The organism is Pseudomonas sp. EL_65y_Pfl2_R95 (assembly GCF_963971045.1).
Lineage (GTDB): Bacteria > Pseudomonadota > Gammaproteobacteria > Pseudomonadales > Pseudomonadaceae > Aquipseudomonas.
Genome location: NZ_CAXAOV010000001.1, coordinates 600,932 through 627,854 on the forward strand (window position 1 = coordinate 600,932; position 26,923 = coordinate 627,854).

At 56.5% G+C, this 26,923-nt stretch carries 25 protein-coding genes and 2 pseudogenes; 25 read left to right on the top strand and 2 right to left on the bottom strand.

Annotation, left to right across the window (positions count from 1 at the left end; translation table 11 throughout):
- Positions 1-61: 61 nt before the first annotated feature.
- The 3 genes from AACY09_RS02860 to AACY09_RS02870 all read left to right on the top strand — a co-directional run bounded on the left by AACY09_RS02860 (position 62) and on the right by AACY09_RS02870 (position 2,688).
- Positions 62-625, top strand: coding sequence for a type 1 glutamine amidotransferase domain-containing protein (locus tag AACY09_RS02860; protein WP_339485938.1), 564 nt, complete (start codon positions 62-64; stop codon positions 623-625).
- Positions 626-1,112: 487 nt separating this feature from the next.
- The gene (locus tag AACY09_RS02865; RefSeq protein WP_339485939.1) at positions 1,113-1,298 is read left to right on the top strand and encodes a hypothetical protein; all 186 of its coding nucleotides are present in this window, start codon (positions 1,113-1,115) and stop codon (positions 1,296-1,298) included.
- Positions 1,299-1,434: 136 nt separating this feature from the next.
- Positions 1,435-2,688, top strand: a complete 1,254-nt coding sequence (locus AACY09_RS02870; protein WP_339485940.1) for an OprD family porin — start codon at positions 1,435-1,437, stop codon at positions 2,686-2,688.
- 85 nt (positions 2,689-2,773) lie between these two features.
- Here AACY09_RS02870 and AACY09_RS02875 read toward each other — a convergent pair whose 3' ends face one another.
- Positions 2,774-3,517: a class I SAM-dependent DNA methyltransferase gene (locus AACY09_RS02875; protein WP_339485941.1), complete on the bottom strand. Its 744-nt coding sequence runs from the start codon at positions 3,515-3,517 to the stop codon at positions 2,774-2,776.
- 257 nt (positions 3,518-3,774) lie between these two features.
- Here AACY09_RS02875 and AACY09_RS21980 point away from each other — a divergent pair.
- Together AACY09_RS21980 and AACY09_RS21985 are read left to right on the top strand one after the other, a co-directional pair.
- Positions 3,775-4,551: pseudogene (locus AACY09_RS21980) on the top strand (MCP four helix bundle domain-containing protein); the annotation flags it as partial.
- A 27-nt stretch (positions 4,552-4,578) separates the two neighbouring features.
- The gene (locus AACY09_RS21985) at positions 4,579-5,409 is read left to right on the top strand and encodes a methyl-accepting chemotaxis protein (RefSeq protein ID WP_445323782.1); all 831 of its coding nucleotides are present in this window, start codon (positions 4,579-4,581) and stop codon (positions 5,407-5,409) included.
- A gap of 42 nt (positions 5,410-5,451) precedes the next feature.
- Here the strand turns inward: AACY09_RS21985 and AACY09_RS02885 are convergent, their stop codons facing one another.
- Positions 5,452-7,518, bottom strand: a complete 2,067-nt coding sequence (locus AACY09_RS02885) for a putative bifunctional diguanylate cyclase/phosphodiesterase (protein WP_339485944.1) — start codon at positions 7,516-7,518, stop codon at positions 5,452-5,454.
- Positions 7,519-7,803: 285 nt separating this feature from the next.
- Here AACY09_RS02885 and AACY09_RS02890 point away from each other — a divergent pair, with 285 nt between their 5' ends.
- The 20 genes and pseudogenes from AACY09_RS02890 to AACY09_RS02985 all read left to right on the top strand — a co-directional run bounded on the left by AACY09_RS02890 (position 7,804) and on the right by AACY09_RS02985 (position 26,892).
- Positions 7,804-8,331, top strand: coding sequence for a GNAT family N-acetyltransferase (locus AACY09_RS02890; RefSeq protein ID WP_445323783.1), 528 nt, complete (start codon positions 7,804-7,806; stop codon positions 8,329-8,331).
- Positions 8,332-8,490: 159 nt separating this feature from the next.
- Positions 8,491-9,150 (top strand): annotated as a pseudogene (locus tag AACY09_RS02895) (sterol desaturase family protein); the annotation flags it as partial.
- Positions 9,151-9,273: 123 nt separating this feature from the next.
- Positions 9,274-9,795, top strand: a complete 522-nt coding sequence (locus AACY09_RS02900; RefSeq protein ID WP_339485946.1) for a sigma-70 family RNA polymerase sigma factor — start codon at positions 9,274-9,276, stop codon at positions 9,793-9,795.
- Positions 9,796-9,797: 2 nt separating this feature from the next.
- Positions 9,798-10,748: a FecR domain-containing protein gene (locus tag AACY09_RS02905; RefSeq protein WP_339485948.1), complete on the top strand. Its 951-nt coding sequence runs from the start codon at positions 9,798-9,800 to the stop codon at positions 10,746-10,748.
- Between the two features lie 113 nt (positions 10,749-10,861).
- Positions 10,862-13,363, top strand: coding sequence for a TonB-dependent siderophore receptor (locus AACY09_RS02910; RefSeq protein WP_339485949.1), 2,502 nt, complete (start codon positions 10,862-10,864; stop codon positions 13,361-13,363).
- Between the two features lie 208 nt (positions 13,364-13,571).
- Positions 13,572-13,862: a DUF3649 domain-containing protein gene (locus AACY09_RS02915; protein WP_339485950.1), complete on the top strand. Its 291-nt coding sequence runs from the start codon at positions 13,572-13,574 to the stop codon at positions 13,860-13,862.
- Complete coding sequence (locus AACY09_RS02920; protein WP_339485951.1) at positions 13,859-15,496, top strand: PepSY-associated TM helix domain-containing protein; 1,638 nt, start codon at positions 13,859-13,861, stop codon at positions 15,494-15,496. The genes AACY09_RS02915 and AACY09_RS02920 overlap by 4 nt, the downstream gene beginning before the upstream one ends.
- Positions 15,496-15,840, top strand: a complete 345-nt coding sequence (locus tag AACY09_RS02925; RefSeq protein WP_339485952.1) for a DUF3325 domain-containing protein — start codon at positions 15,496-15,498, stop codon at positions 15,838-15,840. Before AACY09_RS02920 ends, AACY09_RS02925 begins: the two co-directional genes overlap by 1 nt.
- Before the next feature lie 36 nt (positions 15,841-15,876).
- Positions 15,877-17,043 (top strand): efflux RND transporter periplasmic adaptor subunit, encoded by a 1,167-nt coding sequence (locus tag AACY09_RS02930; protein ID WP_445323784.1) that lies wholly within the window; start codon positions 15,877-15,879, stop codon positions 17,041-17,043.
- A complete protein-coding gene (locus tag AACY09_RS02935) occupies positions 17,037-18,989 on the top strand; it encodes a MacB family efflux pump subunit (protein WP_339485954.1) in 1,953 nt (650 codons plus the stop codon). Before AACY09_RS02930 ends, AACY09_RS02935 begins: the two co-directional genes overlap by 7 nt.
- Before the next feature lies 1 nt (position 18,990).
- Positions 18,991-20,400, top strand: coding sequence for an efflux transporter outer membrane subunit (locus AACY09_RS02940; protein WP_339485955.1), 1,410 nt, complete (start codon positions 18,991-18,993; stop codon positions 20,398-20,400).
- A 140-nt stretch (positions 20,401-20,540) separates the two neighbouring features.
- Complete coding sequence (locus tag AACY09_RS02945; RefSeq protein WP_339485956.1) at positions 20,541-20,789, top strand: hypothetical protein; 249 nt, start codon at positions 20,541-20,543, stop codon at positions 20,787-20,789.
- A 92-nt stretch (positions 20,790-20,881) separates the two neighbouring features.
- The gene (locus tag AACY09_RS02950; protein ID WP_339485957.1) at positions 20,882-21,163 is read left to right on the top strand and encodes a peptidylprolyl isomerase; all 282 of its coding nucleotides are present in this window, start codon (positions 20,882-20,884) and stop codon (positions 21,161-21,163) included.
- A gap of 312 nt (positions 21,164-21,475) precedes the next feature.
- Positions 21,476-22,084, top strand: a complete 609-nt coding sequence (locus AACY09_RS02955) for a hypothetical protein (protein WP_339485958.1) — start codon at positions 21,476-21,478, stop codon at positions 22,082-22,084.
- A 13-nt stretch (positions 22,085-22,097) separates the two neighbouring features.
- Positions 22,098-22,676, top strand: coding sequence for a hypothetical protein (locus AACY09_RS02960; protein ID WP_339485959.1), 579 nt, complete (start codon positions 22,098-22,100; stop codon positions 22,674-22,676).
- A gap of 116 nt (positions 22,677-22,792) precedes the next feature.
- Positions 22,793-24,103, top strand: coding sequence for an MFS transporter (locus AACY09_RS02965; RefSeq protein ID WP_339485960.1), 1,311 nt, complete (start codon positions 22,793-22,795; stop codon positions 24,101-24,103).
- 192 nt (positions 24,104-24,295) lie between these two features.
- Complete coding sequence (locus AACY09_RS02970; RefSeq protein ID WP_339485961.1) at positions 24,296-24,997, top strand: YebC/PmpR family DNA-binding transcriptional regulator; 702 nt, start codon at positions 24,296-24,298, stop codon at positions 24,995-24,997.
- Positions 24,998-25,181: 184 nt separating this feature from the next.
- Positions 25,182-25,817 carry a hypothetical protein gene (locus AACY09_RS02975; protein ID WP_339485962.1) on the top strand — a complete coding sequence of 212 codons (636 nt, stop codon included), beginning with the start codon at positions 25,182-25,184 and terminating at the stop codon, positions 25,815-25,817.
- Between the two features lie 189 nt (positions 25,818-26,006).
- Positions 26,007-26,264 carry a hypothetical protein gene (locus tag AACY09_RS02980; RefSeq protein WP_339485963.1) on the top strand — a complete coding sequence of 86 codons (258 nt, stop codon included), beginning with the start codon at positions 26,007-26,009 and terminating at the stop codon, positions 26,262-26,264.
- 103 nt (positions 26,265-26,367) lie between these two features.
- On the top strand, positions 26,368-26,892 hold the full coding sequence (locus AACY09_RS02985; protein WP_339485964.1) for an ankyrin repeat domain-containing protein: 525 nt from the start codon (positions 26,368-26,370) through the stop codon (positions 26,890-26,892).
- Positions 26,893-26,923: the final 31 nt, after the last annotated feature.

Below are 26,923 nucleotides of genomic sequence, written 5' to 3' on the forward strand. Positions count from 1 at the left end.
CGGACAAATCATCAGCCGCATGCTTTCTTTATCACCTTGATAAGAGGACTAAGTGACCGCCATGAGTAATCCACTAACAGGCAAGAAAGTATTGTTCATCACTTCTAATACCGGGATCGAGCGGGATGAGTTGCTAAAACCCTTGGAAGCGCTCAAGGCGCAGGGGGCTGTGGTCACTCATGCCTCGATTGACGGCGGAACTGCGCAGACATTCGTTAAAGACACCGAGAAAGATCGCACTGTCGAGTCTCAGGTTTCGCTGGCCGGGCTCAAAGCGTCGGATTTTGATGCACTGGTAATTCCAGGCGGTACAGTCAATGCCGATAAACTGCGATTGGATGAAAACGCCCAGCGCCTGGCCAAGGTATTCGCCGGCGCGGGCAAAATAATCGCAGCGATTTGCCATGGGCCGTGGCTGCTAATCGACGCCGGAGTTGTTACTGGCAAGACCCTCACCTCCTACGCTAGCGTCAAGCTGGATCTGGAAAATGCCGGTGCTGCCGGTTGGGTAGATGTTGAAGTCAAACAGTGCCAAGCCAATGGATGGACCTTGATTACGTCGCGTACCCCCAAGGACATCCCGGCATTCATCGAAACTATCGTGGCGGCGCTTGAGGCGGCGTAAGGCGCTGAGTCAAAGGCTCCAGCCGACTGGTCACTGGATCAGTGGCTGGGGCCTGCAAAAAATCCGGGTTCAGGCTTGTGGTCGATAGCGACGGTATAGATTCGTCGGCCGCGATGCGTGGTCATACTCAAGTGTGCGCTGCGCCATTGCCAAGGCATCGACTTCATTCGCGACGCATCGGACGGTGCGTTCACGCGTGCTATGGCCAAGCAGGCATCGGCGCTGAACAACTTGGCAGGCCAGACGAACCTCGCCTACACAGTGTTGCAGTGGAACACAGACCTTTGTTGTTCCTAGCCGCGACTGAGGGAGGATAAATTTCATCCCTGAGTTAAGGCATCCCAGTGCCCACGCAGCCCCCCACTGGCAATTCATCTGCGCCGAACAGGGTGTTCGACAATGGTGAATATCGAGCCTCTGAACCCTGGGTTAGAGTTCCGGCATTGAGTGTTTAAGACAAGTATAAAAACCGGCAAGGAGGCCGCTCATGATCAGCCAATGCAGCTATCTGTATCCCCTCGCCCAAGGCTTTACCGGCTTTGTGCGCGAAGTCCCCTCGGTTATTCGCAACATTTCATCCGCAACCTTTGGTGACCCGCCCGCGCCCTGTGCTTCGGCTAAAAATCAGCCTGGCGTTCGCCTGCTGACGATAGCTGCGCGTACAGCGCCCTAGCCCATACCCCACCACTGTGGCTGTCGTTTATGCCCGAGTATTCGTGCTGCCTGAAATCCGGCCCGCCATGCTGTCACCGGACGATAAAACCGGCGGGTTGAGTGCGCCAAACCGTTGCACCATGGAGAACAATAAGATGAGAAAAAACAGCCTTGACCTTGCCGCAACTGCCTGCCTCCTCGGCCTGTCAATAAGCCCGGTGGTTAATGCAGAGTTGCTCAAGGACAGCAGCGCTGAACTTGAAGCTCGTAACTTCTACTTCAACCGTGATTTTCGCCAACAAGGCGCCAGTCAGAACAAGCGCGAAGAATGGGCGCAGGGTTTTATTTTGCGCATGGATTCAGGCTATACCGAAGGTCTGGTGGGCCTGGGTGTGGACACCATCGGCATGTTCGGTTTCAAGCTCGACAGTGGTGGCGGTACCGCAGGCACTAACCTTCTGGTGCCAGACCGCTCGGGCGGCTCGCAGGACTATTCGTCTGACCTGGCCGTCGCCGCCAAGGCCCGATTTTCAAAATCGGCAGTACGCGTGGGCAGCATGCAATTTAAGAACATGGCGATCATCTCCACCGACGGCCGTCTCCTGCCGCAGGTGTTCAAGGGAAGCCAACTGCTCTCAAAGGAATTCGAGCGCTTGCTCCTTGATGCTGGTTACTTGACCCAGGTGAATAACCGCGATTCAAACGACTTTGAAGACTTGAGCATGAAGGTCTCGGGCAAACGTGGCGTCAGCCTTAAAGGCGCCAATAGCAGTGACGCTTTTGCATTTCTCGGCGGCAATTACCGGATTAACGAGGGCCTGACCGCCGGGTATTACTACTCAAAACTGGACGATCTGTACAAGCAAAACTCGTTTAATCTGGTGCAGGTGATGCCGCTTGGAGAAAACCAGAACCTGAAGGCTGACCTGCGCTATGCACACTCCACCGACGACGGCCGCAGTAATGTAGACAATACCGCGCTGGCTGCCATGTTTACCTACTCCCTCAATAGCCACAGCCTGGGTCTGGGCTACCAGAAAATGAATGGCAATACCGGCGCTGCCTATGTCGGTGGCACCGTGCCGTTCTTGATCAACTATGTACAGGTGGGGGATTTTGCCAACAAGGACGAATCCTCCTGGCAGATGCGCTATGACTATGACTTCAAAGGCATGGGTATTCCCGGCTTGAAGTTCATGATGCGCTACCTCAACGGCGATAATGTCGATCTGGGCACGGCTAACGACGGCAAGGAATGGGAGCGCGACACCGAACTCAAGTATGTTTTTCAGCAAGGTCCGATGAAGAACTTCTCGGTGCGCTGGCGAAATGCGATGGTGCGATCGAACTTCGCCAGTGACATTGACGAAAACCGCCTGATTCTCAGCTATACCCTGCCCTTACTCTGAGCCAATACTCAAAAAGCCTGACTGCCCTGCGTTCTCCGTGGGGCGGCAAACCCTCAGCGCTAACCCGCTGAATTGTCCACCTTGGTCAGATTTTCACGCAAGCCACTATGGCGTTGCCGGAAGTGGTATTCCAAGGCGCGAGGGTCTCGTAGTCATGCTCCAGCAGGTGCACCTCAAAGTACGGCTGCAGCAGCGCCTGCAATTCAAGGAAACTCACTGCCACCATCGGGTGTTCATCGCGCCAAACCTGAGTCTCGCCAGCCGTGGTGCGCTCAATGCGTAGCCGCAGCGATTGCTGCGCGCCAGTGCCCGGGTAATGCCAGCCAGAGCTGAACTTGAACATGCTGGCATCGTGCCTGACGCTGTGAGACACGAACGAATCGTTGTCGATCATGTTTTTGTCGACAGCATTGAAGCAGAACAAGCCACCGCTGTGCAGGGCTTGGTGCACGCTGGCAATGCACCCCTTGAGCCGCTCGATATCGGCGCTGTAATGGATGGAATACAAAAAGCAGGTGATCAGGTCTTGCGGCTCGCTGACCTTGAAGCCACACATATCCTGCATCGAGAACTGTGCTTCGGGACAACGGATCGCGGCGCGGTCGAGCATCGGCTGGTTGATGTCGAGCCCAGTACTCAGATAGCCGGCATCGATAAAATGACGGACATGGGGCCCAGTTCCGCACGCCAGATCAAGGTGTCGCTTGCCGGCAGTACCAAACAATTGCTGCAGCCGTTGAATACAGTCGCTTTGCGCCTGATAGTCGATATCCGCGCACATCAGATCGTAGTAGCCCGACAAGTCGGTATAGAGAGCGTTGCCGGACATGCTGACCTGAGGTGGTAACCGGGATTTTCGGGGCGCGAATCATATCCCAACTCGAATCACTCCGAATACGAATATTACGCGCCTGCCTCGCTGGTTTTCTCCAGGCACAGGCGTTGCCGAAAGAACTATGCAGAGCTGCCCTTTCCTCCAAAATCTGGGGTTATCCGTCGTTAGTTCACAAAGTCTCCGGCGCTCAATCCGAGTTGCTGTGCGTGGTATAGACTCAAACTACTGGGCAATCACTCGGGAGAGAAAAAATGCTGCGTGCCTTCGCTGATTTGGGGTTTCGTTGGAAAATAGCATTACCGATTCTTCTGCTGGCGGTGCTGCTGGTGACAATGGGTGTTCTGGGGATGCGCGGCATTGCTCAGGTCGCTGATTCGAGTACCCAATTAACCAAACGTTATTTGCCGGGCATCAGCCTGCTGCTCAATGCTGACCGTGACCTTTATCAGGCTTTTGTTGCTGAACGCAGCTTGCTTGATGAGGCGGTTGGTGACCGTGCACAGGGGCTCACTGCGGCGCATACCGAAAACCTGCAGCAGGCCTACGATCGCGTGCACAAATTTGCCGATATGCAGCCCGGCAGTGAGGCGCTTAAATTGGTCGCCCAGTTTGATGCCGGCTTCGAGCGCTGGAAGGCGACGTCACAACAGGTCGTGCAGCTGACTGCGAGTGATCCGCAAGCCGCAAGTGCGCTGAGTTTTGGCGCCAGCGAAGAACAATTTGAAGCCATGCGCGCGGCTATCGACAAGCTGGGTGAAATGGAAGACCAAGCCGCGAATGCTGAGGGAATTTCAGCCATAGAACTGGGCGAAGCGCTGAGCTGGCAACAAGGCCTGATTATCGCCATTGGCTTGTGCGTGTGCCTGGTGTTGGTGGTTGGCTTCCCGATTCTGGTGACCGGCCCGCTGCACAACCTGCTCAATCGCATCAACCAGATCGCAGAAGGCGACGGTGATTTACGCGTGCGCCTTGATGTGGTGTCTAACGATGAATTGGGCAAACTCAGCCATGCCTTCAACCGCTTTCTGGACAAGCTGCAACCGCTGATTAAAGAGGTGGGCCGGGTCACCAGTGAGGTCGAAAGCTCGGCGCAGAATCTGGCCAGTCTGGCCGTAGCCAATGATCAACTGCTCAGCAGCGAGTACGCAGCGGTCGATCAAGTCAGCACCGCCGCCACCGAAATGAGCTCGGCCGTTCATGAAGTAGCGCGCAATGCACAGAACGCCGCCGATGCCGCGCGTAACGCCGAAACTCAATCGCGCGAAGGTGCGCAGGTGGTGGGTGGGGTGATTGATTCGATTCGCCAACTGGCCCAGGAAGTTGAAAGCGCCTCGGCCACCATTCAAACCCTTGAGCTGGAAGCCGACAATATTGGCGCCGTGCTGGCCGTGATCCGTGGCATTGCGGAGCAGACCAACTTGCTCGCCCTCAACGCAGCCATCGAAGCGGCGCGCGCCGGTGAACAAGGCCGTGGTTTTGCCGTAGTTGCTGATGAAGTCCGTGCACTGGCGGCGCGCACCCAGGAATCGACCAAGGACATTCAAGTGATGATCGAACGCCTGCAAGTGGGCGTGCAGAATGCAGTGAAAGCCACTCACTCAGGGAGCAGCAAGGCGCAACAGAGCGTCGAACAAGCCGCTGGCGTGGATCAAGCGCTGACCGACACCAGCGACTCTGTGCAGCGCATCAATGATATGGCCGCACAGATCGCCACAGCCTGCGAAGAACAAAGCAGCGTCACTGAAGAGATCGCCCGCAATATCAGCGATATTCGAGACCTCTCCAATGAAGCATCACAGAACTCGGAACAAAGCACCCAGGCCAGCAAACACCTTTCAGAGCTGTCACAAGGGCTGACCCAGCTGGTCGGGCGCTTTCGGGTCTAGGCAAAACCGGGGCATGCGCCAGTTGCTACCAAGCTGAGCAGGCTAACTAAAGGCTAAGGCCGGTGCCCCAAGACTATTGATCAACATATCCGCTGGCTGTGGTCGGCCCAGGTGATAGCCCTGCAAGGTCGTGCAGCCTAAGCGGGTTAACAGGCTTTTTTGCTCGACCGTCTCAACGCCTTCGGCAACGATTTTCAGGTCCAGGGTTTGCCCCAGCGCAATGATCGCCGAAACAATCGCTGCATCATCATTGCCCTGCGCCAGCTCGGTAATGAAACCGCGGTCAATTTTCAACTCATTGGCGGGCAAGCGTTTGAGGTAAAGCAGGCTTGAATAGCCGGTGCCGAAATCATCGATGGAAATATTCACACCCAATGCTGCCAGCCGATTGAGCACTTCAAGGCTTGCCTCCGCGTCGCGCATGGCCGTCGACTCAGTCACCTCAAGGATCAGATGCCGTGCCTCCACACCATGCCGTGCCAGCGCGGCTTGCACCACACTGACCAAGCTGGCGTGCGCCAACTGTACCGTCGACAAGTTCACCGCCATGCTCCAGCTCTTGTGGCCTTTGTCGTGCCATTCGCGCAACTGACGGCAGGCTTCATCGATCACCCAATCGCCCATTTGAATGATCAAACCTGTGCGTTCGGCCAAGGGTAAAAATGCGTCCGGCAGAAGCAGACCGTGCTCGGCACTTTGCCAACGCAACAAGGCTTCAACACCAATCATTTGGTCGCCGGGGGCCACTATTTTAGGTTGGTAATGCAGTACAAATTCATTGCGGTCAAGGGCTTGGCGAAGGTCTTGCTGCAACTGCATTTGCTCATGGGCATTGACGTTCATGGTGCTTTCAAAAAAACAGTAGCCGTTGCGTCCGTTTTCTTTGGCGTGGTACATCGCCGCGTCCGCATTGACCATCAACTCATGGGTGTTTTTACCATCATCCGGAAACAGGGCGATGCCGATACTCACAGATAGATTCAGGCTGTTTCCGTCAATGCTATAGGGCCGGGCGATCACTTCGACCAACCGCTGGGCCAGCGTTGCGGTATCGTCTGGCTCGCTGGAGTCGATCAGCAAGACGAACTCATCACCGCCCAAACGCGCCACTGTGTCTTCCGCGCGCTTGGTCTCGAGAATCCGCTGAGACACCTTTATCAGCAGGCGGTCGCCGGTGTGATGGCCGTACACATCGTTGACCGCTTTGAAGCCATCCAGGTCCATAAACAGCACCGCAAAAGAGTGCGTTTTGCGCGAAGCCTTGTTGATCGCCTGCTCTAGGCGGTCATTTAACAAGAGACGGTTCGGCAGCTTGGTCAGGTTGTCATGCAGTGCCAATTGCAGCAGCTCGCTGTGGGCGCGATCCAGAGAATTGGCCAGCACATTGGTGCGTACATCCAGCATCGAGATAATCAACGCAATGGCGAACACCGCCAGACTCACCACGATCACCAACACCGCCAGCCACTTGGTGTCGATGCCATTGTTGGCCGCCCCACAGAAACTGCCGACAGGGAACTGCGCAGCCGCCATGCCGGTGTAGTGCATACCCACAATCGCGCACCCCATGACCAGCGAAGCGCCAATGCGAGCATAGGTATTGATCTCTGAATCCCTGCGCAACCGAAAGGCGATCCAAAGCGAGGCCCAAGAAGCCGCCGCGGCGATGACAATCGACAACACAACCAACGAGGGAATATAGCTGACGCCGGGGCTCATCATCATGGCGGCCATGCCGGTGTAATGCATTGCGGCGATGCCAAGCCCCATCAACAACCCGCCCAGCCACAGCCGTGCGCTTGGCAGGTCTTCCTGGCAAACCAGCCACATAGCAAAGGCTGATGAGAAGATCGCAATAATAAGCGACAGCAGGGTCAGTGCAACGTCGTAGCCCAAGGATATCGGCAGGCTAAAGGCGAGCATGCCGATAAAATGCATCGACCACACCCCAAAACCCATGGCAAATGAGCCACCGATCAGCCACAAAGTTGCCGGGCGTCCCTTTGAGCTTGAAACCCGACCGACCATATTAAGCGCTGTGTAGGCAGCAAGAATGGCGACGATCAAGGAAAAAACAACAAATACGCTGTTGTAACTGCTGACCAGCATGGAAGACTCACTGAATGGGGGTAGCGACGCGGCGCGCATGATATCAAAAAGACATCAGCCGTTACTCATACGTAATCATTCGATAAGACCAACGGTAATGAGCTGCTGATCTCTACATCTGGTGTATCGGCTAGACAGTGATTTAGCTTTAACCGTCGTCAGCAAATCGTATTGCTGACAGCCGCCAACCGAAAGGTTTGCTGAAGGTTTTGGGTGGGGCAGAGTGATTGAAATAGCTTAATCATGCAGTTAACAGTTGGCTGTCGCCGATAACCTGCCACCTACCTGTACTTCAGAGGACGAAAGACCGTGAATAGACCCGAAATCGAGATCAAACGCCTTAACGAATCTTATCTTGAAGGCGTTACGGCACTCTATAACGAGCCCGCGGTATGTCGCCAAGTACTGCAAATGCCCTATCAATCCATTGATGTCTGGCGCAAACGGATGACGACGGAAAATGAGCGACACCTGCAATTGGTCGCACTGCACAATGATGAGGTGATCGGTAATATCGGGTTGGAGCAATTCTCGCGCATCCGCCGCAGCCACGCGGGGACGCTAGGAATGGCCGTTGCTGAAACTTGGCAGGGTAAAGGGGTGGGCTCTATGTTGATGGGAGCCGCGCTGGACGTGGCAGACAACTGGATGAATCTGCGGCGGCTCGAATTGACGGTCTATACAGACAATGAAGCGGCGATTAGGCTTTACCGTAAGTTTTCGTTCGAAACTGAGGGGCAGCTCCGGGCCTACGCCGTGCGTGATGGCACGTTCGTCGACGCCCTAAGCATGGCCCGAGTCAGACCGAACTGAATGTCAACAATTGACCCAGCCAGTGCTGGCATTGGATGCCAACACTGGCTCATGCTAAATACACAGCGAAGCACGACCGAGTATTAGCAGCCCCACCCTCAACCCGACCCGGCGATAGGGATCAGTCGTTCACTTGCCCAAAACAATAAGAGAGGCCAAATGAAATTCGACACCCGTGACTTTCGCCAGCGCTATCGCGCAGCCGTTCATCCCCGCTACAACGCGTGGTTACACGCAGGCTTTGTGCTGTTGTTTGGTTTGACCTGCATTGGGTTTTTCTTTAGCCATGTACAACAGGTCCGCCCTTGGGAATGGCTGGCAATACCGGCGGCATTGCTGCTGCATAACTGGGGCGAGTACAAGGTGCACAAGCATCTGGGGCACCGTAAACATGCCTACGGCGCGCTGTTTTATAAACGCCACAGCGGGGATCACCACAGTTTTTTTGCCCGAGGCCAGATGAGTTTTGAGCAGATGCAGGACTGGCGGGTAATTTTGTTTCCACCGTGGTTAATTGTCGTTTTTAGTCTGGCGATCCTGCCTATTTGGGGGTTATTGACTGCACTCAATGACAATATCGCGGCGCTGTTCTGCGGCTCAATGTTGATCGGCTATTTAAGTTATGAAATCTTCCACGCCTGTGAACACCTGCCTGCGAGCCATCCTATTTCACGCCTGCCGTGGGTTCGCCACATGCGCCGCTTACATGAGCTGCACCATGATCGCGAGCTGATGCAAAGCCATAACTTCAATCTGGTCTTTCCGTTAACGGACTGGCTCTACGGAACACTCGCCTGGCAATCCGATAAGGTCGATCAACAAAACGCTGACCCAAATACCCAGCAGTCCGATTGAACACGCTACCAGCCAGCAGCTAGCCTCTTGCGCCTGAGCGGTAATCCGTAGAGAATAAATGATATTAATTATCATTTAGGCCCCGTAGTGTACTCTCCGCCTCCCTCCTCCGAGCCGACCGCGCAACAAGCCCTGCATTCGCTCTATCACGAGCACCATGCTTGGTTGAAAATGTGGCTGCGCAGGCGCCTACCCTGCGCTGAAAATGCTGCTGACTTAGCTCAGGATACGTTCGTGCGGGTGCTTACCAGCCGCCAGACTCAGGAATTGCGTGAACCACGGGCTTACCTGAGCAGCATTGCGCGCAGCTTGATGATTGATGGTTTTCGCCGCAGGGCATTGGAACAGTCCTACCTTGAGGCGTTAGCCGCGATGCCGGAGCCGTTGGATATCTCTCCGGAAACCCGAGTACTGATCCTCGAGACGCTGGTGGAGATCGACCAGATGCTCGATAACTTAGGGGCACGCGGCCGTGAAATCTTCCTTCTGGCTCAACTCGAAGGATTGAGCCACGTCGAGATCGGCAAGCGTCTCGGCGTTTCCACCAACACCGTGCGCAAGCATCTGGTGCGCGCGCTGACGCAGTGCATGTTGTTGATTGAGGACTGAGCGTGAGCGCTAATCCATCGCCCTCCACCGCCGTGCTCCAAGCTGCCGCCAATTGGTATCTGGACCTGCAAGACGCACCGAACAATGGCAGCTTACGCGCTGCCCACAAAGGCTGGCTGGCCGCCAATACGACGCACCGCCAAGCGTGGGCGCGCCTAGAAAAACTCCAAGGCAAGCTGGCAGTGTTACCGCCTGGCTTAGCCCAGCCAACCTTGTCTTCAGCCAATCATAAAAGGCGCGAAAGCCTCAAATTAGTGGGTATGTTGCTGGCGGCCGGAGGTGTTTCAGGGCTGGCTTGGCAGTCGACCACACTTAGCAGCCTCCGTGCAGACCAACGCACGGCCACCGGCCAGCGGCGCAAGGTGCGTTTAGATGATGGCAGTATCCTGCACCTCAACAGCGCCACCGCAGTGAACATTGATTACGGCAAACAGCTACGGGAAATAAGCCTGTTACAAGGTGAGATTTTGGTGCAAACCGCTGCGGACGCTAAAGAACGGCCCTTCGTTGTGCACACCGACCAAGGCAGCATCCGCGCCCTTGGCACACGTTTTCTAGTGCGCCGCGAGGGCGATCGCTGCCATGTTCAAGTGATGCAACACGCTGTTGAAGTGCGCTCGGCAGAACATCAGCAGCCGCAACGAGTGGTTGCAGGCCAACAGCTGTGGTTCGGCGCGGAAAAACCGCAGGCTGTCGAACCGCTCGAAAGCCATGCAGATGCATGGGTCAACGGCATGCTGGTCGTCAGCAATTGGCCGCTGCCTAGGTTTATCGCGGAGCTTGCCCGTTATCGCACAGGCGTTCTGCGCTGCGATCCAGCACTGAGTAGCCTGCATATCTCTGGCGCATTCCAACTGGCCGACACTGACGCAATCCTCAACAACCTGAGCACAACGCTGGCACTGCGCATTCATCGCATGAGCCCTTATTGGGTAAGCGTGGAACCGGCCTGACCTGCGAATACAAAAATATTTCGTTCAGGCGTTGTTGATTCGTATTCTCACTCGTCTTGGTAGTTAAAGCGCCATCGTGCGCGATCAACAAAACTGCCACCCAAGGACTCCCCATGCCACTCCAGACTGTCACGCGCCACGCCCGGTTGCTTTGTTCCGCTCTGCCTGACCCGTTGTGCGTGGCCATTCACCGTGCCGTACTGGGCGTAGCACTTGCCATTCCGCTGGTGGCCGTTGTGCAGGTTAAACCAGCCAGCGCTGAGTCTGCTGTAGCTGAGCAGGAATACAATATCGCGGCAGGCCCGCTCGAGTCGGCACTCAATAGTTTTGCAGCCACTGCCGGGGTCAGCGTGTCGTCCTCCCCGCAAACACTTCAAGGGGTGCACTCATCAGGGCTGCGTGGTCGCTACACCAGCGATCAAGCGCTGGAAAAGCTGTTAGTGGGCAGCCGCTTAAAAGTTGTTCGCCAAGCAAACGGCGGCTACTCAGTGCTGCCGCCAAGTCCGGACGAAGCCAGCAACAATGCTCTGGAGCTGGATGCAACCTACGTCACCGGGCTCAGCCTGGGAGCAACCACCGAAGGGACTGGCTCCTACACCACCGGTTCAACCAGCACCGCAACAGGTCTGCCGCTGTCGATCAGGGAAACCCCGCAAGCTGTCAGCGTAATTACCCGCCAACGGATGGACGACCAGGGCCTGACACAACTCGAAGATGTGGTGCGCCAAACACCAGGACTAACCATCAACCAGACCGGCAACAGCGGGTCTGACAGCAGCGTTATTTACTCACGCGGCTTTGCCGTGGAGAACTATCAGATTGATGGGGTGCAATCGCTCGACAGCAATTACAGCTCAACCATCCAGAGCAACGATATGGCGCTCTATGATCGGGTCGAAATCATTCGGGGAGCGACCGGTTTGACCAATGGCGTAGGCACCCCCGGCGCGACCTTGAACATGATCCGCAAGAAACCGACCTTCGAGCCGCAAACCAGCCTCACGGTTACCGGTGGGTCGTGGAATTATCAACGTACCGAACTGGACACCAGCGGCCCACTGACCGAGAACGGCAATATTCGCGGTCGTCTAGTTGGGGTGTATCAGGATAACGAGTCCTACATCGACCGCTTCAACGAACGCAAAAAAGTCTTCTATGGGGTGATCGAAGCCGACCTGACGCCCGACACATTGCTCACCGTCGGCATGGATTATCAAAGCCATCAGGCCGATGACCATGCGCGCAGCGGTTTACCCTTGTACAACCAAGATGGCTCGCTTGCCCATTGGTCCGATTCCGATTCGGCGGGTGCCGCCTGGGCTTACTCAAACCGGACCTTCACTTCCGGGTTTGCCTCCCTGGAACAGCGCCTGAGTGAACGCTGGAAAGCCAAGCTGACACTGAACCAGGGCCGCTATGAGTACGACGAAGTCATAGGTTATGCCGCCAGTGGCTTTCCTGACCCTGCAACCGGTACCGGCGTCGGCTTGTGGGCTGGTCGCTGGGAAGCCAAGCCGGTACAAAAAAGTATCGACCTGAATATCGCCGGTAACTTTGACTTGTTTGGCCGCGAGCATGATGCCGTCTTCGGCTACAGCCAGCAAAACACCGATTACCGCACCAGCGGTTATAACCTGTGGCGCTTCGCTGACTGGGACAACTCGATTGATAACATCTACAACTGGGACGGCAAAAGCCCGGGTAAACCGTCAATGCCTGCCGTTAGCCGAATTGATTACAGTGAAGCGCAAACAGCGGTCTACGGCAGTTTGAGGCTGCGTGCGACCGACGCGCTGTCAGTGATTCTCGGTGCCCGCGTCAGCGACTGGGAAAACACGATCAAAACTGACTACTACGATCCAACCTCCGCCGATACCGATGAAAAGCGCACGGAAACCGGCGTGGTGACGCCCTTTGCCGGCCTGGTCTACGACCTTACCGACAACTGGTCGCTGTATGGCAGTTACACCAGCATCTTCAAACCGCAGAGCCGCATGACCGAAACCGGTAACTACATCGACCCGCTCGAAGGTGTTGGCTATGAAGTCGGCAGTAAGGCAGCCTTCTTCGATGACCGCCTGAATCTGGGTCTAGCCCTGTATGAAATTGAGCAAGACAACCTGGCCGTCGCCATTCCCGGCGCATTCGCTCCCGATGGCAATCAGGCCTATAAAGCAGAATCCGGCACTAAAACTCGTGGCTTTGAGGTCGAAGTTTCAGGTGAATTAGCGCCAGACTGGGAAGCCAGCGCCAGCTTCAGCCGCAACATCGTGCAAGACAGCGACGGCGCCAAGCTCAACACCAACGTCGCGCAAAACACCGCCAAACTTTTCAGTACCTACACCCTGCGTAACATCGGCAACGGCCTGACGCTGGGCGGCGGGGTCAACTGGCAAAGTGAAATCTATAGCGATGGTATGGGCCCGCTAGGGGTGCGCTTTACCCAAGATGACTACGCCTTGGTCGATGTCATGGCCCGCTACCCGCTGACTGAACAACTCAGTGCCACCCTCAACCTCAATAACCTGCTCGATGAGGAGTACTACACCAGCACCTCATCCAGCTATTTCGGTACGCCGCGCAACGCAACCCTGGGTTTACGCATGGATTTTTAAAGCGCGACTGAGCAGCAGATGACTGTCAGACAATCCTCTGACAGGCCTACAGACACATGCTGTCACAGCTTAATGGCTTATTGCTCTTATAGTTTCGCCCGACTCGTTCGTCTTTGATTTATGCGCGACTGATTCTTGTTAAGATTGCTGTTCATTCTTCGGCCCCGGTCGAGGGACCTCCTTTGCTTCGAACGATGGCTGTTAGCTGATGAAATCAACATCCCCTTCCCGTGCCCGCATTTTGTGGTCACGCACCGCCGCCGCGATACTCGGCGGTTACGCGCTGACCTCGGCGAGCGTGATTTTTCTCGGTGCCGTGCTGCCGCTGCCAAAAAGCCAGGCGATTCTGGCGTCGTCATTGGCCAGCTTTGCGGTCTATACGGCGGCGATCATTTGGGTGTTCGCGGTTCAGGACAACCGGCGTGCATGGCTGGGGTTGCTGGTGCCAGCAATGGTGCTGGCGCCGTTGGGCTGGTGGCTTGGAAGGGGCATGGTATGAATCAGGCAGTTAAAAAAGAGGGCCTGCGCCAGTCGATGGCCTGGTTGCACACTTGGGGTGGCCTGTGGGCGTGCTGGGTGCTATTCGTGGTGTTTCTCACCGGTTCACTCGGCGTCTTTGATGAAGCCATTAGCCGGTGGATGAAGCCACAAATCCCCCAAGCGGGTGAAATGCAGGGCATGGACGACGGCGTCGACCGTCCTCTAGCCGTGCGTGTGGGCCAAGCCTACCTGCGCGAGCATGTGCCGAGCAGCCACTTCTGGGGCATTGGCCTGCCCAGCGACACGGACCCGGCAGTGCGGGTTTTCTGGCAAGACCAAAAAGAGCAGTTCCAAAACCTGCGCCTTGACGCGACCACGGGCGAGCCCATCAAAGCCAGCACCGAGCGTGAAAGCGAAGGTGGCCATCACTTCGTGCATATGCACTTCGAGTTCCACGGCGGCACAGCAGGCATCTGGTTCGTTGGCTTCTTCACCATGGCCATGCTCGTCGGTCTGGTCAGCGGGGTCATTACCCACAAACGCATATTCAAAGACTTCTTCACCTTCCGGCCCGGCAAGCAGCAACGCAGCTGGCTGGACGCACACAACGCAGTCTCGGTACTGAGCTTGCCGTTTCAGTTGATGATTGCCTATACCGGCTTGGCGACCTTCTACATGCTGTATATGCCTGCCGGTATCGAAACCCATTACAACACCGACGATGCTTACTTCGCCGACCTGCTAACCCAGCCGACGCCGCGTGAAGAAACCGGCATCAGCGCCGAGGTCACCGCCCTCGACCAAATACTGCTGAGCAGCGAAAAGCAACTGCAACGCCCGCTCAGCTTTATCAGTGTTGAACATCCCGGTGACAGCAGCGCATCGATTGTGACCTTTGGCCGCTTTATCGAAAAAACCGGCGAATACCGTTTGCTCGGTGAAGGCGGCGGCCAAGTGTTCTTTGACGGCATCAGTGGCGAGCAGCAGGATATTCAGGCCCCCGGTGAATTACGCGGGGGCTCGGCACAAGATGTGCAGTCGGTCATGCGTAACCTGCACTTTGCCGCCTTCGGGGGGCTGACGGCGCGCTGGCTCTACTTCATCTGCGGCTTGGCTGGCGCGGCGATGATGGCAACCGGCGCAATTCTGTTTATGGTCAAACGCCGCCAGCGCTCACTGAACGAGTTTGGCGCCCGTACGCCGCAGGTCTATCGGATTATCGAGGTGCTGAACATCGGTTCCATCACCGGTATCAGCCTGGCGTGCATTGCGTTCTTCTGGGGCAACCGCTTGATCCCGCTGGGGATTGCCGATCGTCCTGAATGGGAAGTGACGGCGTTCTTTGTGGTCTGGTTTCTTAGTTATGTGCACGCGGCCTTGCGCCCGGCATCGCGCGCCTGGATCGAACAATTATTGGCAACTGCCGCACTGTGCCTGGCCCTGCCGCTGCTCAACTGGCTAGTGGTCGGTGATCAGTTCGTCAGCTACCTGCAACGCGGTGACGGCGAACGGGCAGCTGTCGAGCTTACCGCCCTGTTCTTGGGGCTACTGAATGTCTGGGCTGCCCGGCAGCTCTGGCAAAAAAGCCTGCAAAAAGCCAAGAGCAAGGCAACCCGCACTAGCATGCACACACCAGAAGCAGGGGTCGTCTGATGAACATGACACTCGCTCTGCTCCTTGGCGCGGCCTTAAGTTATGCCGGCATGGCAGCCCTCTGTTTGGGCATGGATCGACACCACCGGCAAGTCTGGACACGTACCGCGCCAGCGCGCCAACGCGCATTACGGATCATCGGCTGGCTGCTGCTGGCCGCTGCCATATGGCCTTGTGTGCGGGCGTGGGGCAGTTCGGTTGGCGTGGTGATCTGGTTTGGCTTGCTCAGTGCCGCGGTATTGGTGTTGGTGTTGCTCCTGCCTTACCGCCCGAAGATAGCCGCACTGCTAATGGGTGTGACGGCCATTGGCAGCCTACCCGCGTTGCTATGGAGCGCCGGCTAAAACCCGGTAACGTTAAAGGACTAACACCCCATGAATTTGCGCCACAGACAACCGGTACAGCGTGCACTGCTGCTGGCCGCGCCGTTGATAATCCTCACTGCTGCCTGGCTGTGGCCAACGACCTCAACCTCGGCCTTCGCAACCGAGACGGTTCGCCGTGGCGATATTGAAGCCACGGTGATCGCTATCGGCACCTTGCAGCCTCGCGAATCGGTGGATGTGGGCGCACAAGTATCTGGTCAGATTATCCGCTTGCATGCCGAGGCTGGTGATCAGGTTAAACAAGGCCAACTACTGGCTGAGATAGACGCGAGCCTGCATCAAGCCACAGTTGAAGCCGACCGGGCAGCGCTGGACGGTTTGCGCGCGCAACTCGAAGCGCAACAGGCGCAGTTTGTCCTTGCGCAACAACAGCACCGGCGCCAGCGGCGCTTGTCCCAAGCCCAGGCTACACGCGATGAAGATGTGCAGATTGCGGCGGCAGCGCTGGCAACCGCTCAGGCTCAGCTCAAGCAACTGCGTGCGCAGATTGCCGAAAGCCAAGCGCGGCTCAAGGGGAACGAGGCTCAACTGAGCTACACCAGACTCTATGCCCCCATTGCCGGGACAGTGCTCGGCGTCGATGTTAAACAGGGTCAAACCCTCAACGCCACTTACCAGACCCCCACGGTAATGCGTATTGCTGATTTATCAGCGATGACCGCGTGGACCAAAGTGTCTGAAGCCGATATCCGCCAGCTTAAAACCGGTGTCGGTCTGTACTTCACCACACTTGGCGGTGACGGCAGGCGCTGGCAGGCCAACATTCGCCAGATCCTGCCCTCGCCACAGGTGGCCGCCGCCAACTCCGCGGAGGCAGGCGCACCAGCACCCGTGACCAAAGCAGTGCAATACACCGTGCTGTTTGATGTTGATAATCTGGACGGCGAATTGATGCCGCAGATGACCGCTCAGGTCACCTTTATCACTGCCGCTGCGCGGGACGTACTCACTGCGCCATTGGAGGCACTGCACGCCGTAGAAGGTGAGCCAGGCATGTTCCGCGCCCGGGTGCTCGATGCCAAGGGCCGACCTGAACTGCGCAATATCCGTATCGGTACGCGCAATCGTCAACGGGTTGAAGTGCTTGACGGTTTACGCGAAGAGGAACTGCTGGTCACGGCTGAGCTGGCAGATACTGGTGTGGACCGCTTCCAGTGGTAAGTCCTGCACCCCTGATTGAGCTGCGCAACATCCGCCGCTGTTATGGCGGCAGCGACGGGGCTCCCGAAGTCGCCGTTCTACGCGGTATCAGCCTGAGCATCAACGCCGGGGAATTCGTCGCCATTGTCGGCGCGTCAGGCTCTGGCAAATCGACCCTGATGCACTTGCTCGGCTGCCTTGACCGGCCAACGTCAGGCGCCTATTTATTTGCCGGACAGGACGTTGCCAACTTCAACACTGACCAGCTAGCGTGGCTGCGCCGCGAGGCATTCGGCTTCGTGTTTCAGGGATACCACCTGATTGCCACCGAATCGGCGCGGGAAAACGTCGAAATCCCGGCACTCTACGCGGGCGCATCAGCTGAAAAACGCCGACAGCGGGCCACCGATCTACTGACTCGCCTGGGTTTGGCCGAACGCCTTGAGCATCGTCCCAGCCAGCTTTCGGGCGGTCAGCAACAGCGCGTGTCCATCGCTCGGGCGCTGATGAACGGCGGACGCATCATCCTTGCCGACGAGCCCACCGGCGCACTCGACTCGCACAGTGGTCAAGAAGTCATGGCACTGCTGCGCGAGCTGGCTGCCGCTGGGCACACCATCATTCTGATTACCCACGACCGCGACGTAGCCGCGCAAGCGCAACGGGTGATTGAAATACTCGATGGTGAAATCGTCAGCGACAGCGGCTCTTTGCCCTCTGCACAGGCGCTGCCCGCGCCGAACATGAAAGATGCCGAGCGTCGGCAGAATTTGCCTTGGTGGCAGACCACAAGCGAAGTAGCGCGCTCGGCGTGGCGAGTCATGTCGCTCAACCGCTTCCGCACTGCACTGACGCTGCTCGGCATCATAATTGGCGTTGCCTCGGTGATTGTCATGCTCGCGATTGGCCTTGGCACTAAACAAAAAGTCATGGCGCAGTTGGCGTCGATGGGCGCCACAACCCTCTATTTATATAGTGCCCAACCGCCCGAAGGCGGCCCATGGGGCGTGCTCACCGAAGCCGATATGCAAGCGGTAGTCGCCTTGCCCGAAGTTGCCCTGGCGACGCCGGTGATTGGCAATGCCTTGACCGTGCAATATGGCAACACCTCACGGGACATCTACGTTTATTCGAGCAATGAGCAGTTGCCCGCTATTCATCATTGGCCGCTGGCATTGGGGCGATTTTTTAACGCCGCTGAAGATCAGGCTCTGGCACCGGTTGTGGTGCTCGGTCATAAAACCCGTCAGCAGTTTTTCCGCGATGAACCCAATCCGCTGGGTCGCCAGCTGTTAATCGGCGATGCGCCATTTGAGGTGATCGGGGTGATGGCCGAGAAAGGCAAAGAGTCCGGCGCCGACTACTACGATGAAATGGTGTTTATCCCCTACAAGTCCGGCAGAGCGCGGGTTTACCAAGATATTCTCGACCCTGAATACGCCACGCTGACAGCCGTGTCCACACGCCAAGTCAATGCCGCAGGGGACGCTGTGCGCGAATTGTTACTCGCCCGTCACGGACGCGAAGATTTTGCCGTCGACAATGCCGCCGCCAAGGTCCAGGCCGAAGCTGAAACCCAAGACAGCATGACCCGTATGCTCGGTTTGATCGCAGCGGTCTCATTGCTGGTAGGCGGCATCGGCGTGATGAACGTGATGCTGATGACGGTGCGCGAACGCACTCGCGAAATCGGTATCCGCATGGCAACCGGTGCGCGTCAACGGGACATTCTTCAGCAATTTCTCGGTGAAGCCGTGTTGGTCACACTGGTTGGCGGCAGCATCGGCGTGTTCCTGGGTCTGCTCCTCGGTGGCGGGCTGATTTGGTGGGATGTGCCGTTAATTTTTTCCCTGAGCGCAATGCTTGCAGCATTTGCCTGCGCAGTCGCCACTGGCCTGTTGTTTGGCTACCTCCCAGCCAGAACAGCGGCGGCCCTCAACCCGGTTGACGCGCTGGCGTCGCAATAATATGAACAGTCTTATCAATGCTCGTTTAGTGCTGCTGATTGCCCTGTTCGCCGTGCACGGCTGCGCTCGCCAACAACCCTTTGTTGCCAAACTGCCCCCTGCACCGCAGCGCTGGCAACATCCACCCACCGCGACCGCGCCGATTGCGCCCAACTGGTGGACCGGCTTTGCCAGTAGCGAGCTGAATCAACTGGTCGAACAGGCGCAGCTAAACAATTATGACCTCGCCGCCGCGGTGGCCCGGGTGGAGCAGGCGCAAGCCACCGCCCGGATTGCGGGCGCACCCTTGTTTGCGCAACTCGACGGCAACCTGGGCGCAAGCCGCAATGGGCGCTTTGACGGCAGCCAGGAAATCGACGGCAATCGTTATTTCACAGGGGTCGCAGCGAGCTACGAAGTTGATTTATGGGGCCGGCTCAAAGCCGCAGACGAGAGCGCCTGGGCTAGCCTCAACGCAAGTCAGTACGACCGTGCGGCCCTGCACATCACCCTCAGTGCCAGCGTGGTTTCAAGTTGGCTGCAATATGTCGGTTTGCAGCAACGTCTGGGCATCGCGCAGCTTAATCTCAGCAATGCCGAGCGGGTGCTGGGCATCGTTGAATCTCGTCAGTTTGCGGGTGCAGCAACCTATCTTGAGCTGGCTCAACAGCGTGGGATTGTCGCTGAGCAACGCCGCAGCCTGGCGAGCCTTAACCAACAACGTGATGACAGCCGAGTCATCCTGGCCGTGCTGATGGGGCTGACGAGCAGCGACACATTGACGCTGACTGAGCAACAATTGGGCAACCTGCAGCTGCCAAGCATCAATGCTGGAATTCCCAGCCAGCTCTTGCTGCAGCGGCCTGATCTGGCCCGCGCCGAAGCGCAGTTGGCAGCGGCCAATGCCGATGTGAATGCTGCCCGAGCAGCCCTGCTACCGCGACTCAACCTCAGCGGCGCGGTGGACAGCAATGTCGGCCATGCCTCTGACCTGCTGTCCAATCCCATTTATTCGCTCAGCGCTGCCCTGCTCGCCCCGATCTTCGATGGTGGCCTGCTCAGCGCGCAACACGATCTGGCCAAGGCGCGGCGCAGCGAACTCCTTGCAAACTACCGCGCCAACATCGTCAATGCCTTTGCTGAGGTACAACAAGCGCTCAATGCCTTGGCCGGGCTTGAGGCGCAGTTGCAGGCGCAGAGCCAAGTAGAACAGCAAGCCATTCTGGCTTTGCGTTTATCCGAGGAACGCTACCGCGCCGGGGCTGAAACCTTGCTCACCTTGCTCGATACCCAACGCACGCTATACACCGCCCAGGATGACACCGTTCAGTTGCAACTCGCGCACCTGCAAGCCGGGGCATCCCTGAGCCGGGCCCTGGGCGGCGGCTGGCAGCAACATGCCCAACAGTTAAGCGCCACTGACAGTCGTTAGCCGGACGCCAAGCCCCAAATCAAGCGCCTTGGACGCCAGATATCTGGGGGCACTTACTGCGGGTTGTTCTGGTCCAGCGCAGCAAGCCAACAGCGCGTATACTTGCTCGCTCTCTAATCGAATGCAGTACGCGGACCACCATGAAAACCACTCAATCGCCAGCCCCCACCCTCGACGCCAAGGCCGTTGATGCCACAGTCACCGAGGCCACTGGCGAAACAGCTGCCAAGCCTGCAATCCCGGCATTCAAGTTTCCGTTCTCACCCGCCAGCTTTGCGCCGGGCAAGACCGACGGCCAAGCCTGGCATGCCAAGGGCAATAAATCGGCTCACGAGAAGAAAATCGGTCCCGCACCCAACGGCACACGCCGCTCAATGGGCAAGCGCTAACGCTGCCAGCAGCGACCGTCGATGCATTCGACGTTTGAATCATTAACTGTTTACGGTAGGCTCAGCAGCTTATCTGATAGGAGTACATCCCCATGGCTCGAGCCACTGCCCGCCACATCCTGGTTTCCAGCGAAGCCAAATGCAACGAACTGAAAGCCTCCATCGAAGGCGGCGCTGACTTTGCGCAGGTCGCTAAAGACAACTCCAGCTGCCCATCAAGCCGTGAAGGCGGCAACCTTGGCACCTTCGGCCCAGGCCAAATGGTTAAAGAATTCGACACCGTGGTCTTCAGCGCCCCGATCAATGTCGTACAAGGTCCAGTGAAAACCCAATTCGGTTATCACCTGCTCGAAGTCACAGATCGCCAAGACTGATGACCCTGCTGCGCGCCGTTAGATAACGGCGCGTTCGCTTACCCCCCCCCGCCTCGCCGCTGCCACCCGGCAATTCGACTCAAGGCATTTACTGCCTTTAAGCGCCACATTCGCAAATCTCAAATCATTAGAACGGCTCAAGCCCTGGCTGAGTTGGGCAAACTCGTGCATGCGCGTCACATACCGTCAACAACTACAAAAAAAGCCAAAAACGTGATGTCCTTTTAACATCACCTGAAAACAGGGGCTAGAATCCGCTCCCTTTTTTGCTGGCGATAACGGCTGGCCCCACTGCCTATACAAGGACGTAGCATGAAGCTTTCTCTTTATCTTTGTCTCAGCACCCTGTGCCTGAGCCTGACGGGTTGTATTTCCTTTACTCCAGCAGGTCCCATCGGTCTGGCCGACCAACTGGCCCCTCAGACTCAGCCGCGCGCGGCAATGATTGACGATGTAGTTATCTCCGACATGCAGATCAATAACGACCTGCGCGTCACCTTGAGCCACCAGTTCACTGAGCAACTGTCAAACCGCATTGAGCAAGGCGAATACTTCAAACAGGTGTTGAGCTTTCCCGCCAAGCTGGGTGAAGACGATGTGATGCTTAAATTCAACTTCAGCTCATTAAAAGGCAAGCGCACCCCGCATCCGGCCTACTTCCCGGGTGCCCTGCTCACCCTTACCGTATGGATATGGGTCAACGGCCCTATCTACGTGGACAAATATGACCTGGCGGGTCAGCTGTCTATTACCGACGCGCACGGCAAAGTGCTGACAGACAGCAAAAGGGTAATCAAACGCGATGAAAACATCGGCCTATGGGACGACGATTATTTCACCACGACGTTGGGCTCGGCTCAGGTCAATGAACTGGTCGAGCAACTGATTAAAGACAGCACTGAAAAACTTGCCAAGCTCTGATAAGGACATCGCCATGAAACAGCTTTTTGCCGCATTTCTAACCTGCGCCCTACTCAACCTGACAGGCTGCATTTCTTACTCGAACCATGAGCTAGCCCCTATTGACCAGTGGCCTCCAGCCGCACCGGCTGGCCACAAACCCTCCGCTTTCGTTAAGGTTTCTGCTCAGTATTTACACAATGGTGTCGCTAAATCTGGCGGCGTTAATCAGCCCGCTCTAGAAGCGTTAATCATCAAGGAATATCAAAGCAGCCAACGCTTCGCTTCGTTGACCACGGCCAAACAAGCAGCCGATCTTTATATCAACGTAAAGATCACCAACAATGAACGCTCCAACCTATTCAGCGCGTCGTTAACGGGTTTTAGTTTGTTCATTATTCCGACTCGATTCACCAACCAGCTAACCATGGAAACAACCTTTAAGGACGTCAATGGCAACCTGCTTGGTCGGGTAAAGAAGTCAGAAACCATCACCTCATGGATGCAGTTACTGATGATATTTGCCCTGCCGTTTAATGAGTCGGCCGATAACATCTTTACCCAGTTGAGCAAAAGCACCCTCGAACAAGCCGTTCAAGATAACTTGATTTAACCCTTCACCTGCTGGGCGCTTGGCCCAGCAGGCCTTCTGTCCCGCCGAGGCAAGCCAAATACGCGCTTAACTGGCATCATTGCCGCCCCCAGTGTCAGCAAGCCTCAGGACGTTAAATGCCCGGTCACAACCTAACCGAAGACATCTACAGCAAATTGGTGGATGAGGAAGACGCGCGCGTCTGCACCGAATTGAGCGACAGCGCCTGCCATGTGGTGCCCGGAAATTTCTTGTTGATGATCCTCAGTCACTTCTTCAGCAAGCTGGGCGATGCACTGGCCAACCCGAAAATCGTCCTGCCTTGGGTGATGGAGACGGTACAGGCGCCGCTGTATTTGATTGGTTTTCTGGTGCCCATTCGCGAGTCGGGTTCGTTGATCCCGCAACTGTTTGTCGCCAGCTATATCCGCGCCATGAAAATCAGAAAGTGGGTCTGGGTGGCCGGCAGCGTGATTCAAGCGGTGGCGATGGCGGGTATTGGTTGGGTCGCCTGGACGTTGGAAGGCGCAACTGCAGGCTGGGCAATCATCGCCCTGGTCAGTCTATTCAGTATTGCCCGCGGCCTAAGCTCAGTGGCGTCAAAAGATGTGATCGGTAAAACCGTACCCAAGAGTCGACGTGGCCAAGTCAATGGCTGGTCGGCCAGCGCGGCAGGCTTGGTCACTGTAGGCCTGGCGCTGATATTACTGTTCAGTACCCAGAGCCAGCCCGACCCTATCGCCTACGCGCTGCTTCTTGCCGGCGCGGGCTGCTTGTGGCTTATCGCCGCGCTGGTGTATGCGCAGATCAGTGAAGACCCGGGTGAAACCGACGGCGGAGGCAATGCGGTGATTGAGGCTGTCAAACGCTTGGATATCCTGCGTACCGACAAAGCTTTTCGTCACTTTGTGATCACCCGCGCCCTGCTGTTGTGTTCAGCGTTGACCGCGCCCTATTACGTGGTGCTGGCGCAGAAAAACCTCGACTCAAACGCCTCTTTGCTGGCCCTGTTCTTACTGGCCAGTGGCGCTGCGAGCTTAGTTTCGGCACCGGTCTGGGGGCGTTTTGCTGACGTATCAAGCCGCAAGGTCATGATTCTGGCCGCGCTGATGACCGCAGGCCTGGGCATTTTGGTGTTTGCCCTCGATCACGTTGAGCACAGCTGGCTAGCCTCTAGCTGGGTTATCCCGGCGCTGTACTTTTGCCTGAGCATCGCCCATCAAGGGGTTCGAATTGGCCGCAAGACCTATGTGGTTGATTTAGCCCAAGGCAATAGGCGCACCGACTATGTAGCCGTCAGCAACACCTTGATTGGCGTCATCCTGCTGCTGATGGGCTTTATTGGCGCCCTGAGCATGATGCTCGGGGTCAGCGCAGTGATTCTGCTCTTGTCATTGCTTGGCGCCGCCGGGGCTGTTTTGGCGATGGCATTACCGGAGACAGAATAGCCCGCAAGCCCCCCGACTCATTGAAAGCACCTGGCCAGAGGCGTTTTAGTTGAAAATGTCTATTTGATGGGTGCCAGCCTGGCTCGGAACGATTAAAATAACCGACACACTTTCTGATGCCCGAGCCCCGCGCCTTCATGGCTGCTGCACTTGGGTGAACTTTTTGCAGTACTGACTCAAGAGAACTCCCCCATGGGTGCACAGTGGAAAGCCAAACCTAAAGAAGCCGCAGCCAACGCCCGAGGCAAAATTTTTGGTCGTCTGGTTAAGGAGATCATGATCGCCGCCCGCAATGGCGCCGACCCAGACATGAATCCCAAGCTGCGTCTTGCTGTGCATCAGGCAAAGAAAGCGTCCATGCCCAAAGACACGCTGGACCGCGCGATCAAAAAAGGCGCGGGCCTGCTGGGTGAGACGGTAAACTTTGAACGCACCACCTACGAGGGCTTCGCGCCGCATCAGGTACCGGTGATCGTGGAGTGCCTGACTGACAACATCAACCGTACCGTTGCTGAAGTCCGTGTACTGTTCCGTAAGGGTCAGATGGGTGCATCGGGTTCGGTCGCTTGGGATTTTGATCATGTTGGCCTGATCGAAGCCTCGCCTGAAGGTGAAGCCGATGCGGAACTGGCCGCCATCGAAGCCGGTGCTCAGGATTTTGAGGAAGCGGAAGAAGGCAACACCCTCTTCATTACCGAAATCACTGACCTCGATACGGTTTCCCGCGCCTTGCCAGAGCACGGTTTTACCGTGAACTCGGCGAACATTGGCTATCGCCCAAAGAACCCAGTGACCAGCCTCAGCGCTGAGCAGCTTGAAGAGGTCGAAGCTTTCCTCGAAGCAATTGACGCACACGATGACGTACAGAACGTGTACGTAGGTCTTGCCGGCTAAATCCAGCCGCCGCATCGCCCACGGAGCACTCGGCATGCAGCCCTGCATGCCGAGTGCTCCGTGATTGTTGGCTAAAAGCGTTTTTGCCAAAGATGGCACACCGCCATGAAGCTAATAACCGTTACAATGTGAATGCACAGGAGTGCGATTACACGCAGTAGGGATACCGCCCCAGGAGTTTGCCTTGCACAAATTTTTAATCATCGCCGCCAGCGTCTTGCTGACAGCGTGCGCCAGCACTGAGTCAAGCAAGTTGCCGTCGCAATCGACCTATGAACAGTCAGTAGTTGCCGGTTCCAGCCCGATGGCTAAAACCAATCTTGAAGCACTGCATAATGCCGAGGTTATTCCTCTGCCAGTAAATCCTGGTGTTGCGCTGCCCTCATGGACAATTACCGCCGACCAACCACGCATGGATTTTGGCAGTTCGATTTCCAATTACCGGGTGTTCTCGCTGAGCCTAAAAAAAGGTGAGCACTTCAATCTCAACGTTAATTCTCGCTGCAACGACGCATGCCTGGGTGTGAGTAAATTCGCCATCAAACCACGCGCCATGTTGCTCGACAGCTATGGCGTGGTAATTGCCAATAAACCCTCCCACGCGACCTCCGGAATCGGCCAGATGAGCATGGGCTGGGAGGGTGAAGCGCCCGAAAGTGGTACCTATTACCTGCTCGTTGCAGCAGATAACGAAGACATCGGCAAAACCATCGTGATTGACGACGTATGGCTGAATAACTCTCCACTGATGTCAGTCAAAGTCGGCATGAACAGCACACCATTCGGCGAAATCAGCGCGTTTTCCAATACCCTGCGTTAACCGTCAGAGATGGAGTGGCACCGACAGGAAATTATGCTTGGCCACCCCTGCCCCAGGCACAACTCCTAAGGCTTTTATGCGAGCCTCATATAATTTCAATAGCCACTATTAGAGCGATCGATTTCTACTTTGCAGCGCCACTGAATAATCTACAGGCATCCCGAAATGCTCAGATCAACAGGTGCTCAGATGAAACGCTCAATCGCTCTTTTGCTTACTGCTTTAACTGTGGTTCTCAGTGGTTGTGCGACGCAACCTGAACCGCGAGAGGCTGCGTACAGCGACGCAGAGGTTAAACAGTTCGCCCTTGAGGTCCTGAGCCGTAGCAGCCTATCGATGGAAGACTACGAAAAGATTCGCAAAGCCCTGCTTAACCCTAACCGCCCTATGTCCGACTCGATCAAGAACGTTAAGACTGCAGCAGAGTTCATTCCCGAGCGCGGATAAATCGCCTTGATCAATAAAGCCAATCGGCAGGTTGATGCCAACCCAGTTATGCTGTAAGCCGACTGATTGCCAAGCGCCGTGGCGCATTATCAAGGAGGGTTAAATGACCGAACACCAGAGCACTGTAGGCGAACCACTCGATGACGAAGCGCTGGCCTTTGCTGAGCGCGTTTTCGATCACGCCCGCAGCGGCGATACCGACATATTGCGCGCGATGATCGAACAAGGCTTGCCGGTCAATCTGCGCAACCACAAAGGTGACAGCCTGCTAATGCTGGCGAGTTATCACGGGCATATCGAAACCTCAAAGATGCTGCTTGTGGCCAAGGCTGACCCGGATCTGCGTAACCAAAACGGCCAGACACCGCTGGCAGGCGCCGCTTTCAAAGGCAATCTGGACGTTATCAAATTGCTGCTTGAGCATGGCGCTGATGTTGAAGGCCCAACCCCAGACGGCAAAACCTCGCTGATGATGGCCGCGATGTTTAATAACGTGGCGGCCATCGACCTGTTGCTCAGCCATGGCGCTGACCCAAAACGCAGCGACAATAATGGCGTAACCCCCCTAAGCGCTGCGCGGTTGATGGGCGGCCCTGAGGCCGTGGCCCGTTTAGAGCGTGAGCAGTAAGCACCTGCCCTCAAATCTGAGTCTTTAGCGG